General features: G+C 37.3%; 21 protein-coding genes and 1 riboswitch. Of the genes, 18 read left to right on the top strand and 3 right to left on the bottom strand.

The features are described 5' to 3' along the window. Positions 1 to 98 precede the first annotated feature (98 nt). The 8 genes from pcrA to BMX10_RS04450 all read left to right on the top strand — a co-directional run bounded on the left by pcrA (position 99) and on the right by BMX10_RS04450 (position 8,299). Positions 99 to 2,279 (top strand): DNA helicase PcrA, encoded by a 2,181-nt coding sequence (pcrA, locus tag BMX10_RS04415; protein ID WP_090439917.1) that lies wholly within the window; start codon positions 99 to 101, stop codon positions 2,277 to 2,279. Positions 2,280 to 2,305: 26 nt separating this feature from the next. Next, positions 2,306 to 4,303, top strand: a complete 1,998-nt coding sequence (gene ligA, locus BMX10_RS04420) for an NAD-dependent DNA ligase LigA (RefSeq protein WP_090439920.1) — start codon at positions 2,306 to 2,308, stop codon at positions 4,301 to 4,303. 23 nt (positions 4,304 to 4,326) lie between these two features. Next, positions 4,327 to 4,438: riboswitch (TPP riboswitch) on the top strand. Between the two features lie 94 nt (positions 4,439 to 4,532). Continuing rightward, positions 4,533 to 4,820 (top strand): MTH1187 family thiamine-binding protein, encoded by a 288-nt coding sequence (locus BMX10_RS04425; RefSeq protein WP_090439923.1) that lies wholly within the window; start codon positions 4,533 to 4,535, stop codon positions 4,818 to 4,820. After that, entirely contained in the window at positions 4,795 to 5,586 is a 792-nt protein-coding gene (locus tag BMX10_RS04430) for an ABC transporter permease (RefSeq protein ID WP_090439926.1), read from the top strand. Before BMX10_RS04425 ends, BMX10_RS04430 begins: the two co-directional genes overlap by 26 nt. 27 nt (positions 5,587 to 5,613) lie before the next feature. Beyond that, positions 5,614 to 6,621: an ABC transporter substrate-binding protein gene (locus BMX10_RS04435; protein ID WP_090439929.1), complete on the top strand. Its 1,008-nt coding sequence runs from the start codon at positions 5,614 to 5,616 to the stop codon at positions 6,619 to 6,621. An 8-nt stretch (positions 6,622 to 6,629) separates the two neighbouring features. Next, a complete protein-coding gene (locus tag BMX10_RS04440; protein WP_090439932.1) occupies positions 6,630 to 7,364 on the top strand; it encodes an ABC transporter ATP-binding protein in 735 nt (244 codons plus the stop codon). 12 nt (positions 7,365 to 7,376) lie between these two features. After that, a complete protein-coding gene (locus BMX10_RS04445; protein WP_090439935.1) occupies positions 7,377 to 8,054 on the top strand; it encodes a class I SAM-dependent methyltransferase in 678 nt (225 codons plus the stop codon). After that, positions 8,027 to 8,299, top strand: coding sequence for a YkoF family thiamine/hydroxymethylpyrimidine-binding protein (locus BMX10_RS04450; protein ID WP_170834676.1), 273 nt, complete (start codon positions 8,027 to 8,029; stop codon positions 8,297 to 8,299). The genes BMX10_RS04445 and BMX10_RS04450 overlap by 28 nt, the downstream gene beginning before the upstream one ends. A gap of 77 nt (positions 8,300 to 8,376) precedes the next feature. Here BMX10_RS04450 and BMX10_RS17930 read toward each other — a convergent pair whose 3' ends face one another. Further along, a complete protein-coding gene (locus BMX10_RS17930) occupies positions 8,377 to 8,553 on the bottom strand; it encodes a hypothetical protein (RefSeq protein WP_170834677.1) in 177 nt (58 codons plus the stop codon). Between the two features lie 154 nt (positions 8,554 to 8,707). Here BMX10_RS17930 and BMX10_RS04455 point away from each other — a divergent pair, with 154 nt between their 5' ends. Then, positions 8,708 to 9,382, top strand: a complete 675-nt coding sequence (locus tag BMX10_RS04455) for a TIGR01906 family membrane protein (protein WP_090439941.1) — start codon at positions 8,708 to 8,710, stop codon at positions 9,380 to 9,382. Positions 9,383 to 9,424: 42 nt separating this feature from the next. On the opposite strand, the gene BMX10_RS04460 is transcribed toward BMX10_RS04455, so the two are convergent. Continuing rightward, positions 9,425 to 9,829 carry a rubrerythrin family protein gene (locus BMX10_RS04460; protein ID WP_090439944.1) on the bottom strand — a complete coding sequence of 135 codons (405 nt, stop codon included), beginning with the start codon at positions 9,827 to 9,829 and terminating at the stop codon, positions 9,425 to 9,427. A gap of 229 nt (positions 9,830 to 10,058) precedes the next feature. On the opposite strand from BMX10_RS04460, the gene BMX10_RS04465 reads away from it, so the two are divergent. The 4 genes from BMX10_RS04465 to BMX10_RS04480 all read left to right on the top strand — a co-directional run bounded on the left by BMX10_RS04465 (position 10,059) and on the right by BMX10_RS04480 (position 13,749). Next, positions 10,059 to 10,274, top strand: coding sequence for a FeoA family protein (locus BMX10_RS04465; protein ID WP_090439947.1), 216 nt, complete (start codon positions 10,059 to 10,061; stop codon positions 10,272 to 10,274). Beyond that, positions 10,275 to 12,041, top strand: a complete 1,767-nt coding sequence (locus BMX10_RS04470; RefSeq protein WP_090439950.1) for a ferrous iron transporter B — start codon at positions 10,275 to 10,277, stop codon at positions 12,039 to 12,041. It begins immediately after the preceding gene. A gap of 132 nt (positions 12,042 to 12,173) precedes the next feature. Next, the gene (locus tag BMX10_RS04475; RefSeq protein WP_090439953.1) at positions 12,174 to 12,812 is read left to right on the top strand and encodes a class I SAM-dependent methyltransferase; all 639 of its coding nucleotides are present in this window, start codon (positions 12,174 to 12,176) and stop codon (positions 12,810 to 12,812) included. Further along, positions 12,748 to 13,749 carry a lysylphosphatidylglycerol synthase transmembrane domain-containing protein gene (locus tag BMX10_RS04480; RefSeq protein WP_090439955.1) on the top strand — a complete coding sequence of 334 codons (1,002 nt, stop codon included), beginning with the start codon at positions 12,748 to 12,750 and terminating at the stop codon, positions 13,747 to 13,749. Before BMX10_RS04475 ends, BMX10_RS04480 begins: the two co-directional genes overlap by 65 nt. An 83-nt stretch (positions 13,750 to 13,832) precedes the next feature. Here BMX10_RS04480 and BMX10_RS17720 read toward each other — a convergent pair whose 3' ends face one another. After that, complete coding sequence (locus BMX10_RS17720) at positions 13,833 to 13,985, bottom strand: hydroxymyristoyl-ACP dehydratase (protein ID WP_139176374.1); 153 nt, start codon at positions 13,983 to 13,985, stop codon at positions 13,833 to 13,835. Positions 13,986 to 14,078: 93 nt separating this feature from the next. On the opposite strand from BMX10_RS17720, the gene BMX10_RS04485 reads away from it, so the two are divergent. The 5 genes from BMX10_RS04485 (at position 14,079) to BMX10_RS04505 (ending at position 19,360) form a co-directional block, all read left to right on the top strand. Next, positions 14,079 to 14,663 (top strand): hypothetical protein, encoded by a 585-nt coding sequence (locus BMX10_RS04485; RefSeq protein WP_090439958.1) that lies wholly within the window; start codon positions 14,079 to 14,081, stop codon positions 14,661 to 14,663. 52 nt (positions 14,664 to 14,715) lie between these two features. Beyond that, complete coding sequence (locus BMX10_RS04490) at positions 14,716 to 15,699, top strand: AIR synthase family protein (RefSeq protein WP_090439961.1); 984 nt, start codon at positions 14,716 to 14,718, stop codon at positions 15,697 to 15,699. Between the two features lie 222 nt (positions 15,700 to 15,921). After that, the gene (locus BMX10_RS04495) at positions 15,922 to 17,679 is read left to right on the top strand and encodes an N-acetylmuramoyl-L-alanine amidase family protein (protein WP_090439964.1); all 1,758 of its coding nucleotides are present in this window, start codon (positions 15,922 to 15,924) and stop codon (positions 17,677 to 17,679) included. Positions 17,680 to 17,777: 98 nt separating this feature from the next. Next, complete coding sequence (locus BMX10_RS04500) at positions 17,778 to 18,482, top strand: helix-turn-helix domain-containing protein (RefSeq protein WP_090439969.1); 705 nt, start codon at positions 17,778 to 17,780, stop codon at positions 18,480 to 18,482. Then, positions 18,452 to 19,360, top strand: coding sequence for an IS3 family transposase (locus BMX10_RS04505; protein WP_139176377.1), 909 nt, complete (start codon positions 18,452 to 18,454; stop codon positions 19,358 to 19,360). Before BMX10_RS04500 ends, BMX10_RS04505 begins: the two co-directional genes overlap by 31 nt. Positions 19,361 to 19,404 lie beyond the last annotated feature (44 nt).

The following is a 19,404-nucleotide window of genomic DNA, read 5'->3' on the forward strand; positions in this document are numbered from 1 at the left end:
TCATAATAATGGTAAGATAGTAGAGAGCTATAAAACTTTACTTTGGTGCCAGGCACCTAACTTATTAACTTATTGATAGTTTGAAGGGAGCAAATAGAATGAACTTATCACATTTGAACGATATGCAGCGAAAGGCTGTGGAACATACAGAAGGGTCTTTGTTGATATTAGCAGGGGCTGGAAGTGGGAAGACGCGAGTTTTAACCCATCGTATTGCTTATTTAGTAGAGGAAAAGGGGATATATCCTTATAATATCTTAGCCATTACCTTTACCAATAAAGCCGCCAGAGAGATGAAGGAAAGACTGGAGACTTTGATGGGAGACAACTTCAAGGACTTATGGGTCAGCACCTTTCATTCCTGCTGTGTTCGAATCCTTAGATCAGATATTGAAAAAATAGGTTATCAAAAGAATTTTGTTATCTATGATACAGCAGACCAACAGACGGTGATGAAGGAATGTATAAAAAAACTAAATCTTGATGAAAAATATTTTAACGTAAGAGCAGTTTTGGGTACCATTGGCAGGGCTAAAGATCAATTGATAGGGCCAGAGGAATTTATAAAGACCCATGGCAGTGATTTTAAAAATGAGAAAATAGGGGAATTATATAAGCTATATCAGAAAACCCTAAAGAGTAACAATGCTCTAGACTTTGATGATCTTATTATGAAAACAGTAGAGCTATTGCATGAAGATAAAAAGGTACTTCATTACTATCAGAATAAATTTAAATACATATTAGTAGATGAGTTTCAAGACACCAACATGGCTCAATATACCCTAGTCAGTATGCTGGCTCATCAGCATAAAAACCTCTGTGTTGTAGGAGACGATGACCAATCCATCTATGGATGGAGAGGCGCTGATATCCAAAACATACTGGGTTTTGAAAAGGATTTTCCAGGGGCAACTGTGATTAAGTTGGAGAAAAACTATCGTTCTACCAAAAACATATTAGAGGCGGCTAATAAAGTAGTGGTAAACAATGCTGGGAGAAAGGATAAAAAGCTTTGGACAGATAATGTGGATGGAGACATCATCCAGTATTATAAAGCCAACAATGAATACGATGAAGCCTCCTATATAGCCACTATGGTAGAACGAGAAAGAAGAGAAAAAAATAGACAATATACAGACTTTGCTGTTCTTTATCGTACGAATGCTCAGTCCCGTGTGTTGGAGGAAGCGTTGATGAAGGAGGGTATACCTTATAAGATTGTTGCCGGCACTCGATTCTATGATAGAAAAGAGATTAAGGATATTCTAGCCTATCTAAAAACCATTGAAAATCCAATAGATGATGTCAGTGTAAAGCGGATTATCAATGTTCCTAAAAGAGGCCTTGGTCAAAAAACCATAGAAAAAATAGAAGCCTTTGGAGACCAACTGGGAATAAGCTTTTTTGAAGCATTGATGGATATTTCTGAGATTCCTGGCACCTCAGCAAAGGTTGTAAATAAGATTAAAACATTTACAGATATCCTCATGGATCTAAGACAGAGAAGAGAAGAAATTACCATCACAGAGATGGTGGAGGAGCTATATAAAAGAACTGGATATATGGAGGCCCTGGTGGAAGAAAAGTCTGTAGAAGCCAATACTCGGATTGAAAACCTCCATGAATTTTTGTCATTAACAGTGGATTTTGATGAGCATGCTGAAGTAAAAACCTTAGAGGAATTTTTAGCTAGAACCTCACTAGAAACCTCAATGGATAGTGTAGAAGAAGAAAATGCAGTTATCCTAATGACTCTGCATAGTGCCAAGGGATTAGAATTTCCGGTAGTCTTTATGCCTGGAATGGAGGAAGGAATTTTCCCTTCCTATATGGCTCTGCAGGAGCAAAATGAAGAAGAGGAAAGAAGACTCTGCTATGTAGGAATTACAAGAGCCATGGAAAAGCTTTATATGAGTCATGCCATGATGCGAACCCTATTTGGCAGAAGCAACTGTAATGCTTGTTCAAGGTTTTTAGAGGAAATTCCTGATAATTTGATTACAAGAGAGACTGTTTATAATAGGAAGAAAGAAGTAAAAAAAATGCAAACCTCCCCTTTATTTACAGGAGGAGCCTTTAACAGCTTCAATAATAAACCTAAGCCAGAGGCCAATGCTTCCAAAGGAAAAACAAAAATGGGAGATAAAGTAAAGCATCCAGTATTTGGAGTAGGAACAGTGGTTTCTGTGGGAGGAGATATACTAACCATTGCCTTCCCAAATGCAGGAGTAAAAAAGATTTCTTCAGCATTTGTTGAAATGGAAAATGTGGATTAGAACAATTTCTTTTGGAGAGGTGTAGTATGGATAAGTTAAAGAAAATGAAGGAATTGGTACAGCAATTAAATGAATACAGCTATCATTATTATGTATTAGACAACCCAAGGATAAGTGACAAAGAATATGACCTGTTATATGATGAACTGGTAGCATTGGAAAAAGAAATCCAAAGGGTTCTTCCTGACTCTCCAACCTTGAGGGTAGGGGGAGATCCCCTAAAGAAATTCTCGCCCCATCGACATATTGTGCCATTACGTAGTCTTGATAAAGCTAAAACGGAGGAAGAACTGATTGCCTGGGATGGTAGAGTAAAAAAAATATTGACAGATGATACACCTGTGGAATATGTGTTAGAATACAAGTTTGATGGATTAACTATAAATCTTACCTATGAGGAAGGCAGTTTGGTACAGGCCGCCACTAGAGGTAATGGGGATGTGGGGGAGTCTATTCTACAACAGGTAAAAACCATAAAGTCTATCCCTTTATCTATTCAACATCAAGGAAAAATCGAGGTGCAGGGAGAAGGCTTGATGCGACTGTCTGTATTAGAGAAATACAATGAAACCGCCACAGATCCGCTGAAGAATGCTAGAAATGCAGCAGCAGGAGCTCTGAGAAATCTAGATCCAAAGGTAACAGCAGGAAGAAAGCTAGATGCTTTTTGCTATAGCCTAGGCTATAGTGAGGGTTTAAACTTTAGCACCCATATGGAGATGATGGATTTTCTAAGAGAAAGCAGATTTCCTGTTAGTCATTACATAAAGCTATGCGGCAGTATAGCTGAAGTAGTAGAAGAGATCCGAAGCTTGAAGGATGGTATAAAGGATTTAGATTTCTTAACCGACGGACTTGTTATTAAGGTGAACGATTTAACCCTAAGAGAAAAGCTGGGCTATACACAAAAATTTCCTAGATGGGCCATCGCCTATAAGTTTGAAGCTCAAGAGGTCACCACTGTTCTAAAAGAGGTATTGTGGCAGGTAGGGAGAACTGGTAAATTGACACCTTCTGCAATTCTTGACCCAATTGATATCGGTGGTGTTACCGTTAGTCGTGCTACCTTAAACAACTGGGAGGATATCCAAAGGAAAAGGGTAAAGGAAGGCTGTAGGGTTTGGTTGAGAAGATCTAATGATGTAATACCAGAAATCATGGGGGCGATTGAGGAAACTTGTGAGGAAGGTAAAACTATAGATAAGCCAGAGTATTGTCCTGCTTGTAATAGTGAAGTTGTAGAAAAGGGAGCACATATCTTTTGTCCAAACTCCCTTTCCTGTAAGCCGCAGTTGGTCTCTGCCATTGTTCACTATGGTAGCAGAGATGCCATGGACATCGAAGGTTTCAGCGAAAAAACAGCAGCTCAGCTGTATGAGGAGTTAGGCATAAAAGACATAGCTGATTTATATGATATTCGGTATGATGATTTGATTTCACTAGAACGCTTTGGAGATAAGAAGGCAAAAAATCTCCTAGAGGCAATAGAAAAAAGTAAGGAATGCAGTCTAGATGCCTTTGTCTATGCACTAGGAATACCCAATGTCGGTAGAAAAACTGCTACAGACTTGGCTAAGCACTTCCAATCTCTAGAAGCAATCAAAGAGGCTTCCTATGAAGAACTGATTAATCTACCGGATGTAGGTGGAATTGTAGCCGACAGCATTTTAGATTTTTTTCATGATGAGAAGATACTAAGCAGTATGAAGAGATTGCTGCAAAAAGGTATCAGTCCTCACTATGAGGGGGAAGAAAAAGCAGAAAGCGCTTTCACTGGAAAAACCGTAGTGGTAACAGGAACCTTAGAAGGCTACAATAGGAAAGAGATCAAGGAATTACTAGAAAAGCTGGGAGCCAATGTATCCGGAAGCGTCAGCAAAAAAACCGATTACGTAATCGCAGGAGAGGAAGCTGGATCAAAGCTGGATAAGGCAAAGGAAATCCTAGCCTCTGGAGTGGAAACCAATTTAAGAATATTGACTGAGGAAGACTTTGGAAAAATGCTATTGCATATTGACATTTGAAATCAATGAGATATAATGATGATGAAATGAAAAAGGGGAGCTAAGATAACTTGGCTGAGAGGGAACTGTAGTTTGTTCCGACCCGTTGTACCTGACCTGGGTAATGCTAGCGTAGGGAAATATATAATCAAAGCATAGGTAATTTTTGCAATGAAATTTATGTATTGAACCCTTTAGTCAGTATTCCAGGCTAAAGGGTTTTATTATTTTTAGAAAAGGAGGAGACAATATGTCCTATGTCAATCTAAGTCTACAGGTAATACCAGGTGTTCCAGAGGAAAGGATTTATCCAGTAGTAGATAAAGTAATACATATGATACAGGAAACAGGTTTAAAGCATGAAATCGGACCAATGGAAACTACCATTGAGGGAGAACTGGAGGAGCTATTGGAAATTGTAAAAAAATCACAGGATATTTGCGTTGAAGAGGGTGCCTCTAGGGTAGTATCTATTATAAAGATAGATTATAAGCCGGAGGGCGTGACGATGGATGAAAAAATTAAAAAGTATAGGTAGTGTACTTTCCGGATTTTCTAAAGGAAATATAGATTTTTTACCAGTGGGGTTTATCGTAGTACTTATACTACTCTGGGAAGGCGTTGCTAGACTAGCCTTGGTGCCACCCTTTATTTTACCTGCACCCTCAAAGGTGCTCCATACCTTAGTTACCACATTGCCTTTGATGGAACAGCATATTACTGCTACGATGTTTGAAGCAGTTGTGGGGTTTAGTATTGCAATTTTAGCAGGAATACTTCTTGCTATAATGATGGATAGCATGAAAATCATAAAAAGAGTTTTTTATCCACTGCTAATTACCTCCCAGACAGTACCTATTATTATCCTAGCGCCACTGTTTGCTATGTGGTTCGGTTTCGGATATTTACCCAAAATAGTCATCGTAGTACTGGTATGCTTTTTTCCTATCACCCTTAGTCTGCTGGAGGGTTTAGAATCTGTAGATAAGGACTTGTTAAATCTGTTGAAATCCATGGGGGCAAGCAGATGGGATATCTACAGAATGGTAAAGCTGCCAGCAGCCCTCCCTAGCTTCTTTTCTGGGTTAAAAATTTCAGGTACCTATAGCATTATGGCGGCAGTCATAGGAGAGTGGGTAGGAGGAAAAAGAGGCCTAGGGGTATATATGCTCCGAGTTAGACAATCCTTTGCCATTGACAGGGTGTTTGCAACTATCGTGGTGATTGTACTATTAAGTATAGGTGTGTTAAAGCTAATCGGCTATATTGAAAAAAAAGCCATGCCATGGAACAAAGAAATTTAATTTGTAAATAGAAGGAGGAAGAAAAAAATGAAAAAATATTTCGTAGTATTTATGGTGCTCACATTATTGATGACAAGTATTGTTGGATGCAGTACAGAAACAGAGGGTGAAGCAGTAGACACTCCGGCAGAGCTGGACAGAGTGACAGTAATCCTAGATTGGGTGCCTAACACCAATCATACAGGGATGTATACTGCTATAGAGAGAGGGTTTTATGCAGAAGAAGGACTTGAGGTAGAAATTATTCAGCCTACTGAAGGGGGCAGCGCCGATCTAATAGCTGCAGGACAAGGAGAATTTGGCATTAGCTATCAGGAGCAGGTAGCCTATGCGAGAACCGCGGAAAGTCCATTGCCAGTAAAGGCAATTGCAGCCATTATTCAACATAATACATCAGGCTTTGCATCTCCTGCTGATAAAGAGATCATATCTCCTAGAGATTTTGAAGGTAAAAGATATGGGGGATGGGGTTCTCCTATGGAGGAGGCAATGCTAAAGGCACTAATGGATAAAGACGGAGGAGATTTCTCTCAATTAGAAATGGTAGATATCGGAGCCTTGGACTTTTTTGCAAGCGTAGAGGGTCATGTGGACTTTACATGGATTTATTATGGCTGGGATGGTATAGCAGCAGAATTGAGGGATTATGATTTAAACTTTATTTTACTACAGGATGTTCATGAAGCCTTAGATTTCTATACTCCTGTTATTATAGCACAGGAAGGACTTTTAGAAGCAAGTCCTGAACTAGCAGAAAGATTTTTGAAAGCTACCACCAAAGGATATGAGTATGCTATAGAAAATCCCGAAGAAGCTGCTGAGGACTTATTGAAATGGGTACCAGAATTAGACAGAGAAATGGTTATAGCCAGCCAAAGATACCTTGCAGATCAATATCAGGCTGACGCTGCAAGATGGGGAGAAATGAAACTAGAGGTATGGGAGAAATATAGCAACTGGATGTATGAGCAAGGGCTATTAAGGGAAGCGTTGGATGCTGAGGCGGCCTTTACTAACCAATACCTGCCTCAATAAGTGAAACAATGAAAAAGCTAGAAATCATAGAAGTAACCAAATACTTTGATGCATTATATACGCTGGAAAACATTTCCCTTTCCCTAGAAAAAAACCAGTTTATTAGCATATTGGGACCTAGTGGCAGCGGGAAAAGTACATTGTTTAATATTATTGCTGGTATTGAAAAGGCAGATCATGGGAAAATACTGATTGAAGGAAGGGATTATACAGGTAAACCCGGTAGGGTCAGTTACATGCATCAAAAAGACCTGCTTTTACCCTGGAAAACCATCCTAGAAAATGTCTCTATGCCTCTTATCATAAAAGGGACAGAAAAGAAAGATGCAAAAAAACAAGCAGAACCTTATTTCCATCTTTTTGGGCTGGAGGGCTTTGAAAATCATTATCCACATCAGCTTTCGGGGGGTATGAGACAAAGAGCAGCTTTACTTAGAACTTATCTTTTTTCACAGGATATCATGCTGCTAGATGAACCCTTTGGAGGCTTAGATGCCATTACAAAAAGAAAAATGCAGCAGTGGCTGTTAAGTGTGCTGGAGGATTTAAAGGCTTCTATACTATTTATCACTCATGATATAGATGAGGCCATCTTTTTATCTGATAGGATTTATATCCTGTCAGAACGTCCAGCAAAAATCAAAGAGATAGTTGATGTCACCATTCCTCGCCCAAGAGATCATACAACCTTTACCTGTGAGGCGTTTGTAAGATTGAAGGAGAAAATATTAGCTATACTATAGGAGGTTATCTTTATGGCTGTTTTTGACACAAAGGCCATTGATTATGATCAATGGTATGAAAGCAAAATGGGAAGATTTGTAGATGAGGTGGAAACAAACTTGGCCTTTAGCATGTTTGTTCCTCAAAAAGGAATGACCATTCTAGATGTAGGCTGTGGAACAGGGAACTTTAGCATCAAGCTAGCAGAGCTGGGCTGTAAAGTAGTGGCTATAGACTTATCAGAGGAAATGCTAAAGGTGGCTAGAAGAAAAGTAGAGGAAAAGGAACTGGACATTACCTTTCATACAATGGACGTCTATGATATAAAACTAGAAGAAAACCAATTTGATGCAGTTTTTTCTATGGCGGCCTTTGAATTCATCAAAGAGCCACAGAAGGCTTACACAGAAATGATGAGGGTTTTAAAGCCTGGTGGTGAACTGCTGATTGGAACTATTCATAGGAATAGCAGCTGGGGAAGCTTATATATGTCTAAGGACTTCCAAGAAAACACGGTTTTTAAATATGCAGATTTCAAGTCCTTAGAGGAGCTGGAGGGCTTGGATAAGAAAAATCTAGTTGCCAGGGGAGAATGTCTCTTTATACCTCCAGATACACCAGAGGAAGGCATCACCATGGAAAAGGAGAAAGAATTATCTCATACAGAAGGGGGAGGCTTCATATGTGCTCTATGGAAAAAGCCAGTTTAGCCTCTTGTGAAATCACCTATTTTCCTATCAAATCAGAGGATTATATTGGGGATATCAACAAGGTGCTGAAAATAATAGAAGCTTATCCAGTAGAAGTAACTGTGGGTATACTCTCCACTACCATAAGAGGGAACTCACAAATAATATTTCAATTAATCCAGGAAATATATAGCAACATGGCAGAGGAAGGAAGGCATTTTACCATCAGTATGATGATGTCTAATATATGTGGCTGTGAAGCATAAAAAAATATAAAATTGAAAGGTGGTCGATTTAAGGGACCACCTTTTTAAATGCTGTGTATATCTCGGGATGTTTTTATCTAGCACCAGAAGGATCTTCCTCCAAATAGTACAATCAACAGCAGGAAGAAGAACAATAGACTGTCAGGACTTATTGCTCTAAAGCAAGGTGTATAACAGAAAAGAAGCACTAGCAGCAGGAAGAAAAATAGTAGTGTGCTATCAGTTCCCCAAAAACCACGTGTAGCTTCAGCCATAACCTTTCACCTCCTTTTAAAAAAAACTTATTCTTTTGCTTTATAATATGTGCTAAAGCAAAAGGGGGTGATAGGATTTTCCATAGATTCTTATTTATTGAAGGTAAAAAAAAGTGTATAATAGTGTTTAAGAAAAAATAAGAAGGTGGAGAAAATGAAAAAAGCGCTGTATATACTATTTGGAATATTACTATCCATTGGGATTTTATTAACGGCTGTAGAAATAGTAGTTTTTAATACAAATCATTATATGACTGAATATGAAAAGCATGGGATCACGTCTGTAACAGGTATGGATGAGGAAAACCTACAACATGTCACCGAGGAACTGCTGAGCTATTTGAAGGATACTAGAGATGATCTAGAGATAAAGGCAGTTGTAAAAGGCGAGGTAAGAGAAGTTTTTGGTGAAAGAGAAAAGCTTCATATGGTGGATGTTAAAGACCTGTTTATTAATGGAAGATGGATAAGAAACATAAGTATAGTTCTATTAGGCGTATTGCTTATCCTCTTGATAAAAATAGATAATCTTTGGAAAAAGGGTATAGCAAAAACCTTGATGTATTCTGCCATGGCAAATATTGACTTGTTGATTATTCTTTTTTTATTAATGTACTTTGATTTCACCAAGTATTTTGATTACTTTCATTATATCTTCTTTGATAATGATTTGTGGATATTAGACCCTAATAAGGAAATATTAATCCAAATGCTGCCGGAACGTTTTTTTTATAATACAGCAGTAAAAATAGCAATTATTCATATCACAGCTATAGTGACACTAGGGGTAGGCGGCTTTTGGTATGATAAAAAAAGAAAAGCATTATAAGAAAAGGCAAATCCAGATAATTATTTCCTGGATTTGCCTTTATTATTTTTTCTGTTTTTGTAGTTCTGCAAGTAAAGATAAAAAAGTCTTTTCATGCTCCATCTCTATCTTTGCCACTTCTTTAAAAAATTCAGCTATTTCTTCAAAACCCTCCTGCCGAGCAACTTTTTCGAACTCTTCATACATAGTAGTGGCTTCATAATGCTCACTTTGAGAAGATAAGCTTAAATTGGTTGCTGTATCCTTGATACCATTTAGAAACTGAAAAATGGTTTTTGCATGCTCCTTCTCATGATGAGAAATCTTCTCAAAGGTAGACGCTACATCTTCATACCCTTCCTTGCTGGCAGCTTCAGCAAAATATGTATATTTATTTCTAGCCTGGCTTTCTCCGGCAAAAGCCGTCCAAAGATTTTCCTCCGTTTTTGTCCCCTTTAGTTTTTCCATATTATCTCCTCCAGTTAAATACTGATATAATGATTCTATTCTAACACAGTTTAAGACGAAAAAAAATAATTGATGTAAAGAATAAAGAATGTGTGTTTTAATTGTTAAGAAAAGGGTAAACAAATAGTTTGTCTAAATTTACAAAAAGATATTGCCATTATCAAAAAAGTATGATAATATTTAATCAAAGATAATGAAAACTATTATCAACTGAAGGGGGTTATTACCGATGGCTTTATATCAGATGAAGAAAAACTGCAAGTGCCAGATAGAAAAATTACCGTGCAATCATCTCTTGAAATGCTTAGGTATGAGAGAAGGAATGACGGTTTGTGTTAAATCCAGACAGCCATTAGGAGGACCTATTGTGATCGAAATAGGTAAACGCAGTTTTGCTATAGCAAGGGATGTAGCAGAGGAAATTGTGGTGAGGGAGGTTAACTAGTTGAGCTGTCATACAACAGAGCAGGAAGAATTACATATAAGAAAGGACGACGTTAAAATACTACTGATGGGTAATCCCAACGTAGGAAAGAGCGTCGTTTTTTCGAAACTAACTGGCATGGAAGTAATGTCAGCTAACTATACTGGCACCACAGTTACTTATACAAAAGGAAATATACAGCATAGAGAAAAAAAGGGAATTATTATTGATGTTCCTGGTACATATTCCTTGGAAGCCACTTCACCTGCTGAGGAGGTGGCGGTAGAGTTTTTAAAGGATGCTTCTGCAGATGCAGTAATTTGTGTCTTGGATGCTACAAACTTAGAACGAAACCTAAACTTTGCATTACAGGTAAAGGAATACGGATTACCTACGATTTTTGCATTAAACCTAATGGATGTGGCAGAGCGACAAGGGGTGTACATAGATGTTCAGCAGTTAGAAAAAGAACTAAATGCACCGGTTATCCCTACGGTGGCTATTCGAAATGTGGGTTTAAGAGAGCTGCTACAAAAAGCATGGGAGGCGGCGGAAAAGCAGGAGAAAGAACTCCCTACCTTGGCCTTATCTGAAGAAGATCGTTGGTTAGAAGTAGGAAGAATGATAAAAAATGTGCAGCAGGTAGAGCATAGGCATCCTACTTTTTTAGAAAAATTAGGAGATTTATCCTTAAGACCTTTTCCTGGGCTGCCAATAGCCTTTATTGTTTTAATGATGGCTTTGGGGGTTGTAGTAGGTGGGGGTAAGGGGTTAAGAGCTGCTATTTTTTTACCTATTGTAAATAATTGGATCGTTCCATTCTTCAGGATGATTGTAGGAAACTTTGTAGCAGAAGGACTTATTTATAATGTCTTAGTTGGAGAATACGGTATTTTCGTAAAGGGGATAGAATGGCCCTTTGCGTTGATCCTTCCATATGTTCTATTGTTTTATGTAGTCTTGTCCTTTTTAGAGGATAGCGGGTATCTGCCAAGACTAGGGGTTTTAGTAGACTCTACTTTGCGAAGAGTAGGGGTTCATGGGGGAAATATCGTTCCTTTCATTATGGGGTATGGTTGTTCTGTTCCCGCTATTTTAGGAACAAGAGCAGCTACCAGCTTTAAAGAAAGAATCATAGTTTCTTCCTTAGTGGCCTTGGCGGTGCCATGTGCCGCACAAACGGGAGCGTTTATTGCATTACTAGGAGATCATTCTGCATTGGTATTAGTCTTAGTATATTTGATTTCCTTTATTGCCATGCTATTAGCAGGAATTGTATTAGATAAAGTGATCCCTGGAAAGTCAGAACCTATGCTTCTTGAAATACCAAATCTTCTGATGCCCGACAAGGATGCTTTGTTGAAAAAAATATGGATTCGTACAAAAGGCTTCATGATAGAAGCAGAGGTGCCTATGATGCTGGGAGTAGGATTTGCAGCGTTGGTTGCAGAAACAGGCGCGCTGAACGCTGTCAGCGGATATGTTGCTCCTCTAACAACAGGATGGCTAGGCCTTCCTCCTGAAGCAACCCTAGGTTTGTTATTAGGTGTGATTAGAAGAGAACTAGCAGTTTTACCATTGCTGGAGCTAGACCTAACAACTCTCCAGCTGCTGGTAGGAGCTGTAGTGGCGTTATTCTATATACCCTGCCTTGCAGTTTTAGGTGTTCTGATAAAAGAGTTTGGTATGAAAATAGCACTTACCATGGGGGTGGCTACTATCTTGTTGGCCTTCTTAATTGGTGGAGTATTGAATCACACTGTAAGTTTCGTTTTAATGCTATTATAAAACAAATTGACCTTGGGGTATAAAGCCTTCCATGGTATTATGCCCTAACGGATTTTTTTTAACTCAAATTGAGAAAGGATATCACTTGAACAAGCGTATCAATAACCAAAAAAAGGAAAAGGTGGGCTTAAAATGGGGGTTATGGCAGTATTCACAAAGGAATTGGAAAAGTTATTATCAAAATATCCAGCTACTGGTTGTGTTCTTTTTCCATACTACAGAGGAATGGTTGCAAAGGAGATACAGCTATGTAATATTTCTCAAAGTGACAAGGTACTATGTGTAGGGGGAGGCTCCTTCCCATGTACAGCTTTAGAAATAGCTAGAAAAACCGGTGCCGAGGTTAAGGTAATCGATGTAGATCCTGTTGCCATAAACAATTCCAAGAAGGTGATAAAAAGTCTAAGCTTAGATAAAAAAATAGAGGTATGTCAAGAAGCGGGACAAGAGGTTGATCCCTCAAGCTTTACGGTAATACATATAGCTAGACAGGCTTGCCCTCATGAAGAAATCTTGAATAATATATTAGCGAAGTCCTCTAATGGTACAAAAATATTGATAAGAAGTCCGCAGAATAGTTTAAAGGATATTTATACCTTATTAAACCGAAGACGTTACTATAAAAAATATACCTATGTAGAGAACCGATATAACAATCTTATGAAGGCTACTTTGCTTTACATAAAAGATCTTGGAGGGAAAAAGAATGAAAAAGCTAGTCCTGTTTATCATGGGGATCCTGCTGGTACTGGTCATCCTTTGGCGGGCTGATTTTTCTGAAGTATTCCAATCACTAAAGACATTTGATTTCAAGCTGTTGTTAACAGTATGCTTATTACAGCTGCTTACTATCCTGTTAATTAACCTTCAATGGCATAAAATAGCCTTGCATATGGGGGAAAAGCTGGCTTTAAGAGATCTCTTCTATATGAATATGATGGGAACCTTTGTAGAAAGTATTACCCCTTCTGCTAAAACAGGAGGAGAGGCTGCGAAGGTTTATTTATTAAAGGCTAGAATGGGACTTTCTACTGGTAAGGCAGCTGCATTGGTAGGAATTCAAAAAGTCATTAGTTTAATAGCATTTCTCTTCCTGAATGTCGTTGCCATGACTTGGTTTTTCACTACAGTGACATGGGAAGGAGGACAGATACCGGCTGTTTTTATCAGCTTTCTGTTTCTAGCAGGATTTGTAGTACTATTAATGGTTTTGATGGCATATCCTTCAAAGCTAAATACTCTTATAAAAAAGCTGCCCTTATTAAAAAGAGAAAGCAAGGATAAAATAATGAAGGTAATGGTGGACTTGCAAGAAAACGTAAAAGAAGCACTTCAGCAAAAAAAACCCTTCCTTTATCAAATAGTACTGGCATTTACCATTTGGCTGTTGTTTGCCTATAAAGCTTACTTGATTGCCTCTGGCCTGCAGATACAACTACCTTTTATGGGGATTGCGGTTGTTACCTATCTAACCTATATGATAGGGATGCTGCCATTACTTCCGGGAGGGGTAGGAACATTTGAAGGAAGTATGGTTTTCTTCCTCCTGCCAATGGGAATTCCTTCCCATGAAGGAGTAGCGCTGGCATTGATACTAAGATTTGTTACATTTTGGTTGGCTTTCTTTATAAGTGCTGGATACTTAGGCTATCAGCAATTGACAAAGGAACAAAATACAATAGAAATGGCATCAAGAAAACCAGTCTAGAGAAGAGTAATAATTTCTAGACTGGTTAATCATTTTGTTCTTAATTTTTATGATCTTTCATAATTAAGCTTTTAAGAGCCATACTAAAATTTATTAGATTTTTTTGATGCATCTCCTTTCTTTTTAAAATAAGCACAATTCTTGTTATTGGGCTCCGATACCGAAGTGACATGGGTTAAAGTACATATACCTTCATTTTCATAAACACATGGATGGGTACAATTGATGGTTAACAAAATGCCACCTCCTTTATTAATATTTTGTTATAAAAAAAGTGTCTCATACATTGAAATTATTGTTATATAAGGAAATTTTCAAGAGGTGATAAAATGTTTTTTGAAGATTACACAAAAACTAGGATGATTTATCATATTACCCATATAACGGATCTAAAAAAAATATTAGCAGAAGGAATAAACTATGATGATAAAATAAGCTATAAGAAGCACTATCATTCTTTCCATGGATTGATTGATAAATATGCTACAGATGATTTGCCACCCTGGGTAGTGAGAGAAAAAGCTATTTTTGGCAGCATGAATTACAAAAATAATCCTTGCTTTCACTCCCATACTGCGGTGTTAGCCTTAAAGGTAGACATAAAAAAATGCTGGGTGGCCAATGAAAATAAAGCCAATCAGATTTATGAACCCTTTATATTAAAAGGGATAGAAGATTTTAAAGAGGCTGAAAACTATCTAAAGACAAAGGGGAAAGAGCTAATACAAGCCTATTGGGATACCTCTTTAAGCTTTGAAGATAACTTAAAAAAACGAAAGGATTTAGAGGAAGGCTATGATGCAGAGGTAATGATATTTCACACAATTCCACCAGAAAATGTCAAAGTGTTGTATTTGGTATCGGATCATCGGGTGTTGACGGTGGAAGAGTGGAAGGAAATATTTTGTATATAATCCATTAAAAAACTATGATATAATACCATAGTAAAGAAGGAGGGAGAAGGATATGAAGGTTGGCAAAGTACCTACAGAGGTATTGGAAGAAATAATATTTAAAAATATTTTACATAAAAGATCTGAAATTTTAGTACGACCAGGGATAGGAGAAGACTGTGCGGTTGTTGATTTTGGCGAAAATGTTTGTGTTATGAGTACTGATCCTATTACTGGAGCTGTAAAGGATATTGGAAGCTTAAGCATACATATCTCCTGCAATGATGTAGCCTCCAATGGGGTAGAACCAGTAGGGGTGATGATGACCATACTAGCACCGGTAGGCACCACAAAGGAAGATTTAGACTATGTCATGAAGGAAGCAAATAAGGCGGCCGCCTCTATTAATGTGGAAATTATTGGAGGACATTCAGAAATAACAGATGCTGTGAATCGTATGGTGATTACCACCACTGCTGTCGGCATACAAAAAAAGGATAGCATGGTAACCTCTAAAGGCGCTAAAGCAGGAGATGCAATTATTATGACAAAGCATGCAGGTTTAGAGGGAACAGCTATTATTGCAGCGGATTTAGAAGATAGACTAAAGGGAAAAATAGAACCAAAGATAATAGAAGATGCTAGGGGATTTTCAGAGGATATAAGTGTGGTGAAAGAAGGGATTTTGGCAGGAGAGATTGGAGTCAACAGCATGCACGATGTGACAGAAGGCGGGCTGTTAGGAGCACTTTGGGAGCTTGCAGAAGCCTCAAAGGTGGGGATAGAGATTTATGAAAAAAGAATACCCATAAGACCTGAAACCTCCGCCATATGTAAGGCACTATCCATTGATCCATTACGATTAATCTCTAGTGGAGTAATGGTGATGGCAGTTTCTCCTGAAAAGAAGCAGAGGTTAGTAGATACTTTCCAGAAAGAGGGAATCGCAGCTACAGAGATTGGAAAAATTATTGAAGGAGAAAGAGTTTTGGTAAAAAATAGCATAAGACAGGTACTAGAGGCCCCCGAGATAGATGAACTATATAAAGTGATATAAATAGGCATAACAGCCTATTTTTTATTACGAATTTTTGTCCATTTTATTACAGGAATTTATCTATTTTACATGTTCATGACAAATGGCTACATTTGTTGACATAAAGTAGAAAGGGATGATATAAATAGATGTAGAGAGCTATATAGGTGATATATTTACATAAGCCTATAAAGCTTGAATCAATGATGAACTTGAACTAATTTTAACTGGGGGACAAAACAGATGAAAAAGATGATTGCAATGGTATTGGTACTGATGATTTTATCAACTACGCTGGTTTTTGCAAATCCTAGTATCACCACAGTCAAAATGACTATGGATGGAAAAACCATAGATTTTGCAACAGTAAATTTAGAGGTAAATGGAAAGTCTGTCGCCTCTGACGTGCCAGCTGTAATACATGAGAATAGAACATTGGTACCGGTTCATATTATCAGAAATATGGGGATACAGGTTGATTGGAAGGATGCAACCCGTGAAGTAATTATTACCACCAATGAAAAAACAGTAGCCATGAAGATCGATAGTCCTATTGCCGTTATGAATGGGGAAGCAAAAAGATTACCAGATGATGTACCACCAAAAATCATTACATACAAAGGTAATGGAAGAACGATGGTACCTATCGCTTTTCTTAGAGAACTGGACTTAATCGTAGAGTGGAAGGCTGATACAAGGACTGTTGTAGTAGAACAAAAAATTCAAAAACCTCAAGAGCCTATTGAGGATCCAAAGCCAAATACACCTATCACTACACAAGAGGTTAAGGATGTTACAATAGCCTATACAACAGGAACCCCAGAAGTTCGTATTAGAACTGGAGAAGAGTTGGATTACGGAGATTTTCAATTAACAGATCCTGCAAGAATAGTAATCGATTTTGAAGATACAAAGTTTAATTTTACCAATAAAGGAAAATTACTTTCCAATGGTACTTTCCAAATGAATGTAGAGAGCAATGGCATTAAAACCATAAGAGCATCACAGTTTAAGCTAGATCCTCTGATAACAAGAATCGCTATAGAGCTAGATGAAATTCAGACCTATGAAATCAGCTATGATGAAAAGACTGGCGACATGGTTATCCAGTTTGAAAACAGCACTGCAGAAGCCTTTAACTATAGACAGATTAACCAAACTGCATCTAGATTGCAAATAAGAAGTGATGAAGTTACCCAATTTCACTTTACTGTTAGTGATTATGGAAAGGTAGTACACGTAGTTGTTTCAAAAGATGATATCGAGCTTTCTATGGGGACCATGACTATCAATGATGTCCTAGTTAAATCCATCGATATTGGAGAAACTGGAAGTGAAGATGCATACCATATAAAAATCAACTTAAAAGATGGAATAGGTTATCAGGCGTTTTCCCCAAGTCTTGGCAAGGAATTCATATTGGAATTCAAACCCAGTGGACATAGTGGTATTCCACTAATTGTAATAGATCCAGGACATGGTGGAACTGATCCTGGTGGCAGTGGTAACGGATATATAGAGAAGCATCTTGTGCTAGATATCTCCCATCGATTAAATAAACTGTTGGTAGAGGGAGGATATAGAACCTACATGACGAGAGAAACAGATGTGGCTGTCTCTCTTGTAGATCGGGTAGCAGTGGCCAATCAGCTAAATGCTGATTTGTTTATCAGTGTGCATGCTAATGCTACACTCAACAACGCTATTCATGGTGTTGAAAATCTTTATTATCCTAGCGAAAAAAATCCGGAGGATTTCAGAGATAACCGAAGATTGGCTCAGACCTTCCAGACAGAAATGGTAAGAATGCTAGGGGCCCACGATAGAAAAATAATACCTAGAGAAAATCTATATGTTATAAGAGAAACCAATATGCCAGCCATCATAACGGAGATAGGGTACCTAACCAACTCTCAAGAAGCGGCAAAATTAGCAACTGAGCAATATAAACAGTTGGTTGCGGAGGCACTTTATCAATCAATTGTTAAGTATTATCAATAAATAAAATAGTAATAATAAATAGACAGGGTGATATGATACTTCCAAAGTAGACAGTCTAATTAATTAAAAATTAGATTATCTACTTGGAGGTATTTTTTATGGGAAGAAAACCAAAGTATAGTAAAGAAGTAAAACTTAAAGCTTGCAAAGATTATGAGAAAGGTCATATTAGTTTTGGAGGAATTGCTGATGAAATTGGAGCTACAAAGGAAGTTGTGCGTCAATGGTATCTAACATATAAAGAACATGGACCTAGTGCATTTGATATATCAAGCAGAAACCGATCATATAGCAAGAAGTTTAAGCTGTCAGTAGTAGAAGAATATATCTCAGGTAAATATTCAATGCCAGATTTAGCAGCTAAATATAATATTACTTATTCTGTTTTAAGAGGATGGATTAATAAATGGTATAATGATATAGAAATAGAGGATTATGATCCTAAGGGAGATGTCTATACCATGAAATCTAGAAAAACTACATTTGAAGAGAGATTAGAAATAGTAAAATGGGTTACCCAAAACAATATGAGCTACAAAGATGCAGCTGATAAGTATTCAATTACTTATGCGCTCGTATACAAATGGACAAGGGCATATATAGACAAGGGACCAGAAGCATTAAAATATCAAAAACGTGGACCAAAGCCAAAGTCTGAAATTGATGAAAGTAATTTAACTGAAGTTGAAAAACTAAAGCTTGAACTTGAAAAAGAAAAGGCATTGAGAAAAAGAAGAGAATTTGAACTTGAAGTTCTTAAAAAAAAAGAGGAATTCGAAAGGCAACTTCGCTCTCGCAAGTAAGACAGGAAGCAGAATACAAGTCAGTAGATTTTTTTAAGGATAAAGGCTATCCAGTAACTCAGATATGTAAAGTTCTGGCTATTTCAAGAAGTGCATACTACAAACATAAAAATAGAATTAAGCCTCGAAAAGAAAAGCAAGATGAATTGCTATGTTCACTAATTAATGAATATCATATAACTTTTGATGGAATTTTAGGGTATAGAAGGATGACAATGTTCATTAACAAACTAAATCACAAATCCTTCTCAGAAGGATATATACATAGACTTATGAATGTTTTAGGTGTTACAGCTAGGATTAGAAGAAAAAAAGTTAATCGTAAGAAAATAAAACCAGAGTATACAAAAGAAAATATTTTATCAAGAGATTTTACCGCTAAAGTTCCTAATGAGAAATGGCTAACAGATGTAACTGAATTCTCAATTCCTGGAGACACAAGAAAGCTTTATTTAAGTCCAATTATGGATCTTTATGATAATAGTATTATTGAGTACAAACTATCCTTTAAGAACAATAATCATCTTGTATTTAGCATGTTTGATAAAGCAATACAAAAGTATCCTGATGCAAAGCCTATATTTCACAGTGATAGAGGATTTCAATATACAGGTAATATCTTTAGAGATAAAATTCAGAAAGCTGGTATGACTCAAAGTATGTCTAGAGTTGGTAAGTGTATAGATAATGGGCCTATGGAAGGATTTTTTGGTGTTTTGAAAACTGAAATGTTTTATGGCAAAAAGTTTAAAACAATTGAAGAGTTAAAGGGCAAAATAGTTGAATATATTAAATTTTACAACGGAAAAAGATTTCAAAAAAGACTAAGATGCATGGCTCCTTTAGAGTATCGAAACCATGCATCCAAATGTGCATAACTTTTTAATTAAATTACCTGTCTACTTGACAAAGGTCAGTTCAA

Source organism: Natronincola peptidivorans, assembly GCF_900111615.1.
Lineage (GTDB): Bacteria > Bacillota > Clostridia > Peptostreptococcales > Natronincolaceae > Natronincola_A > Natronincola_A peptidivorans.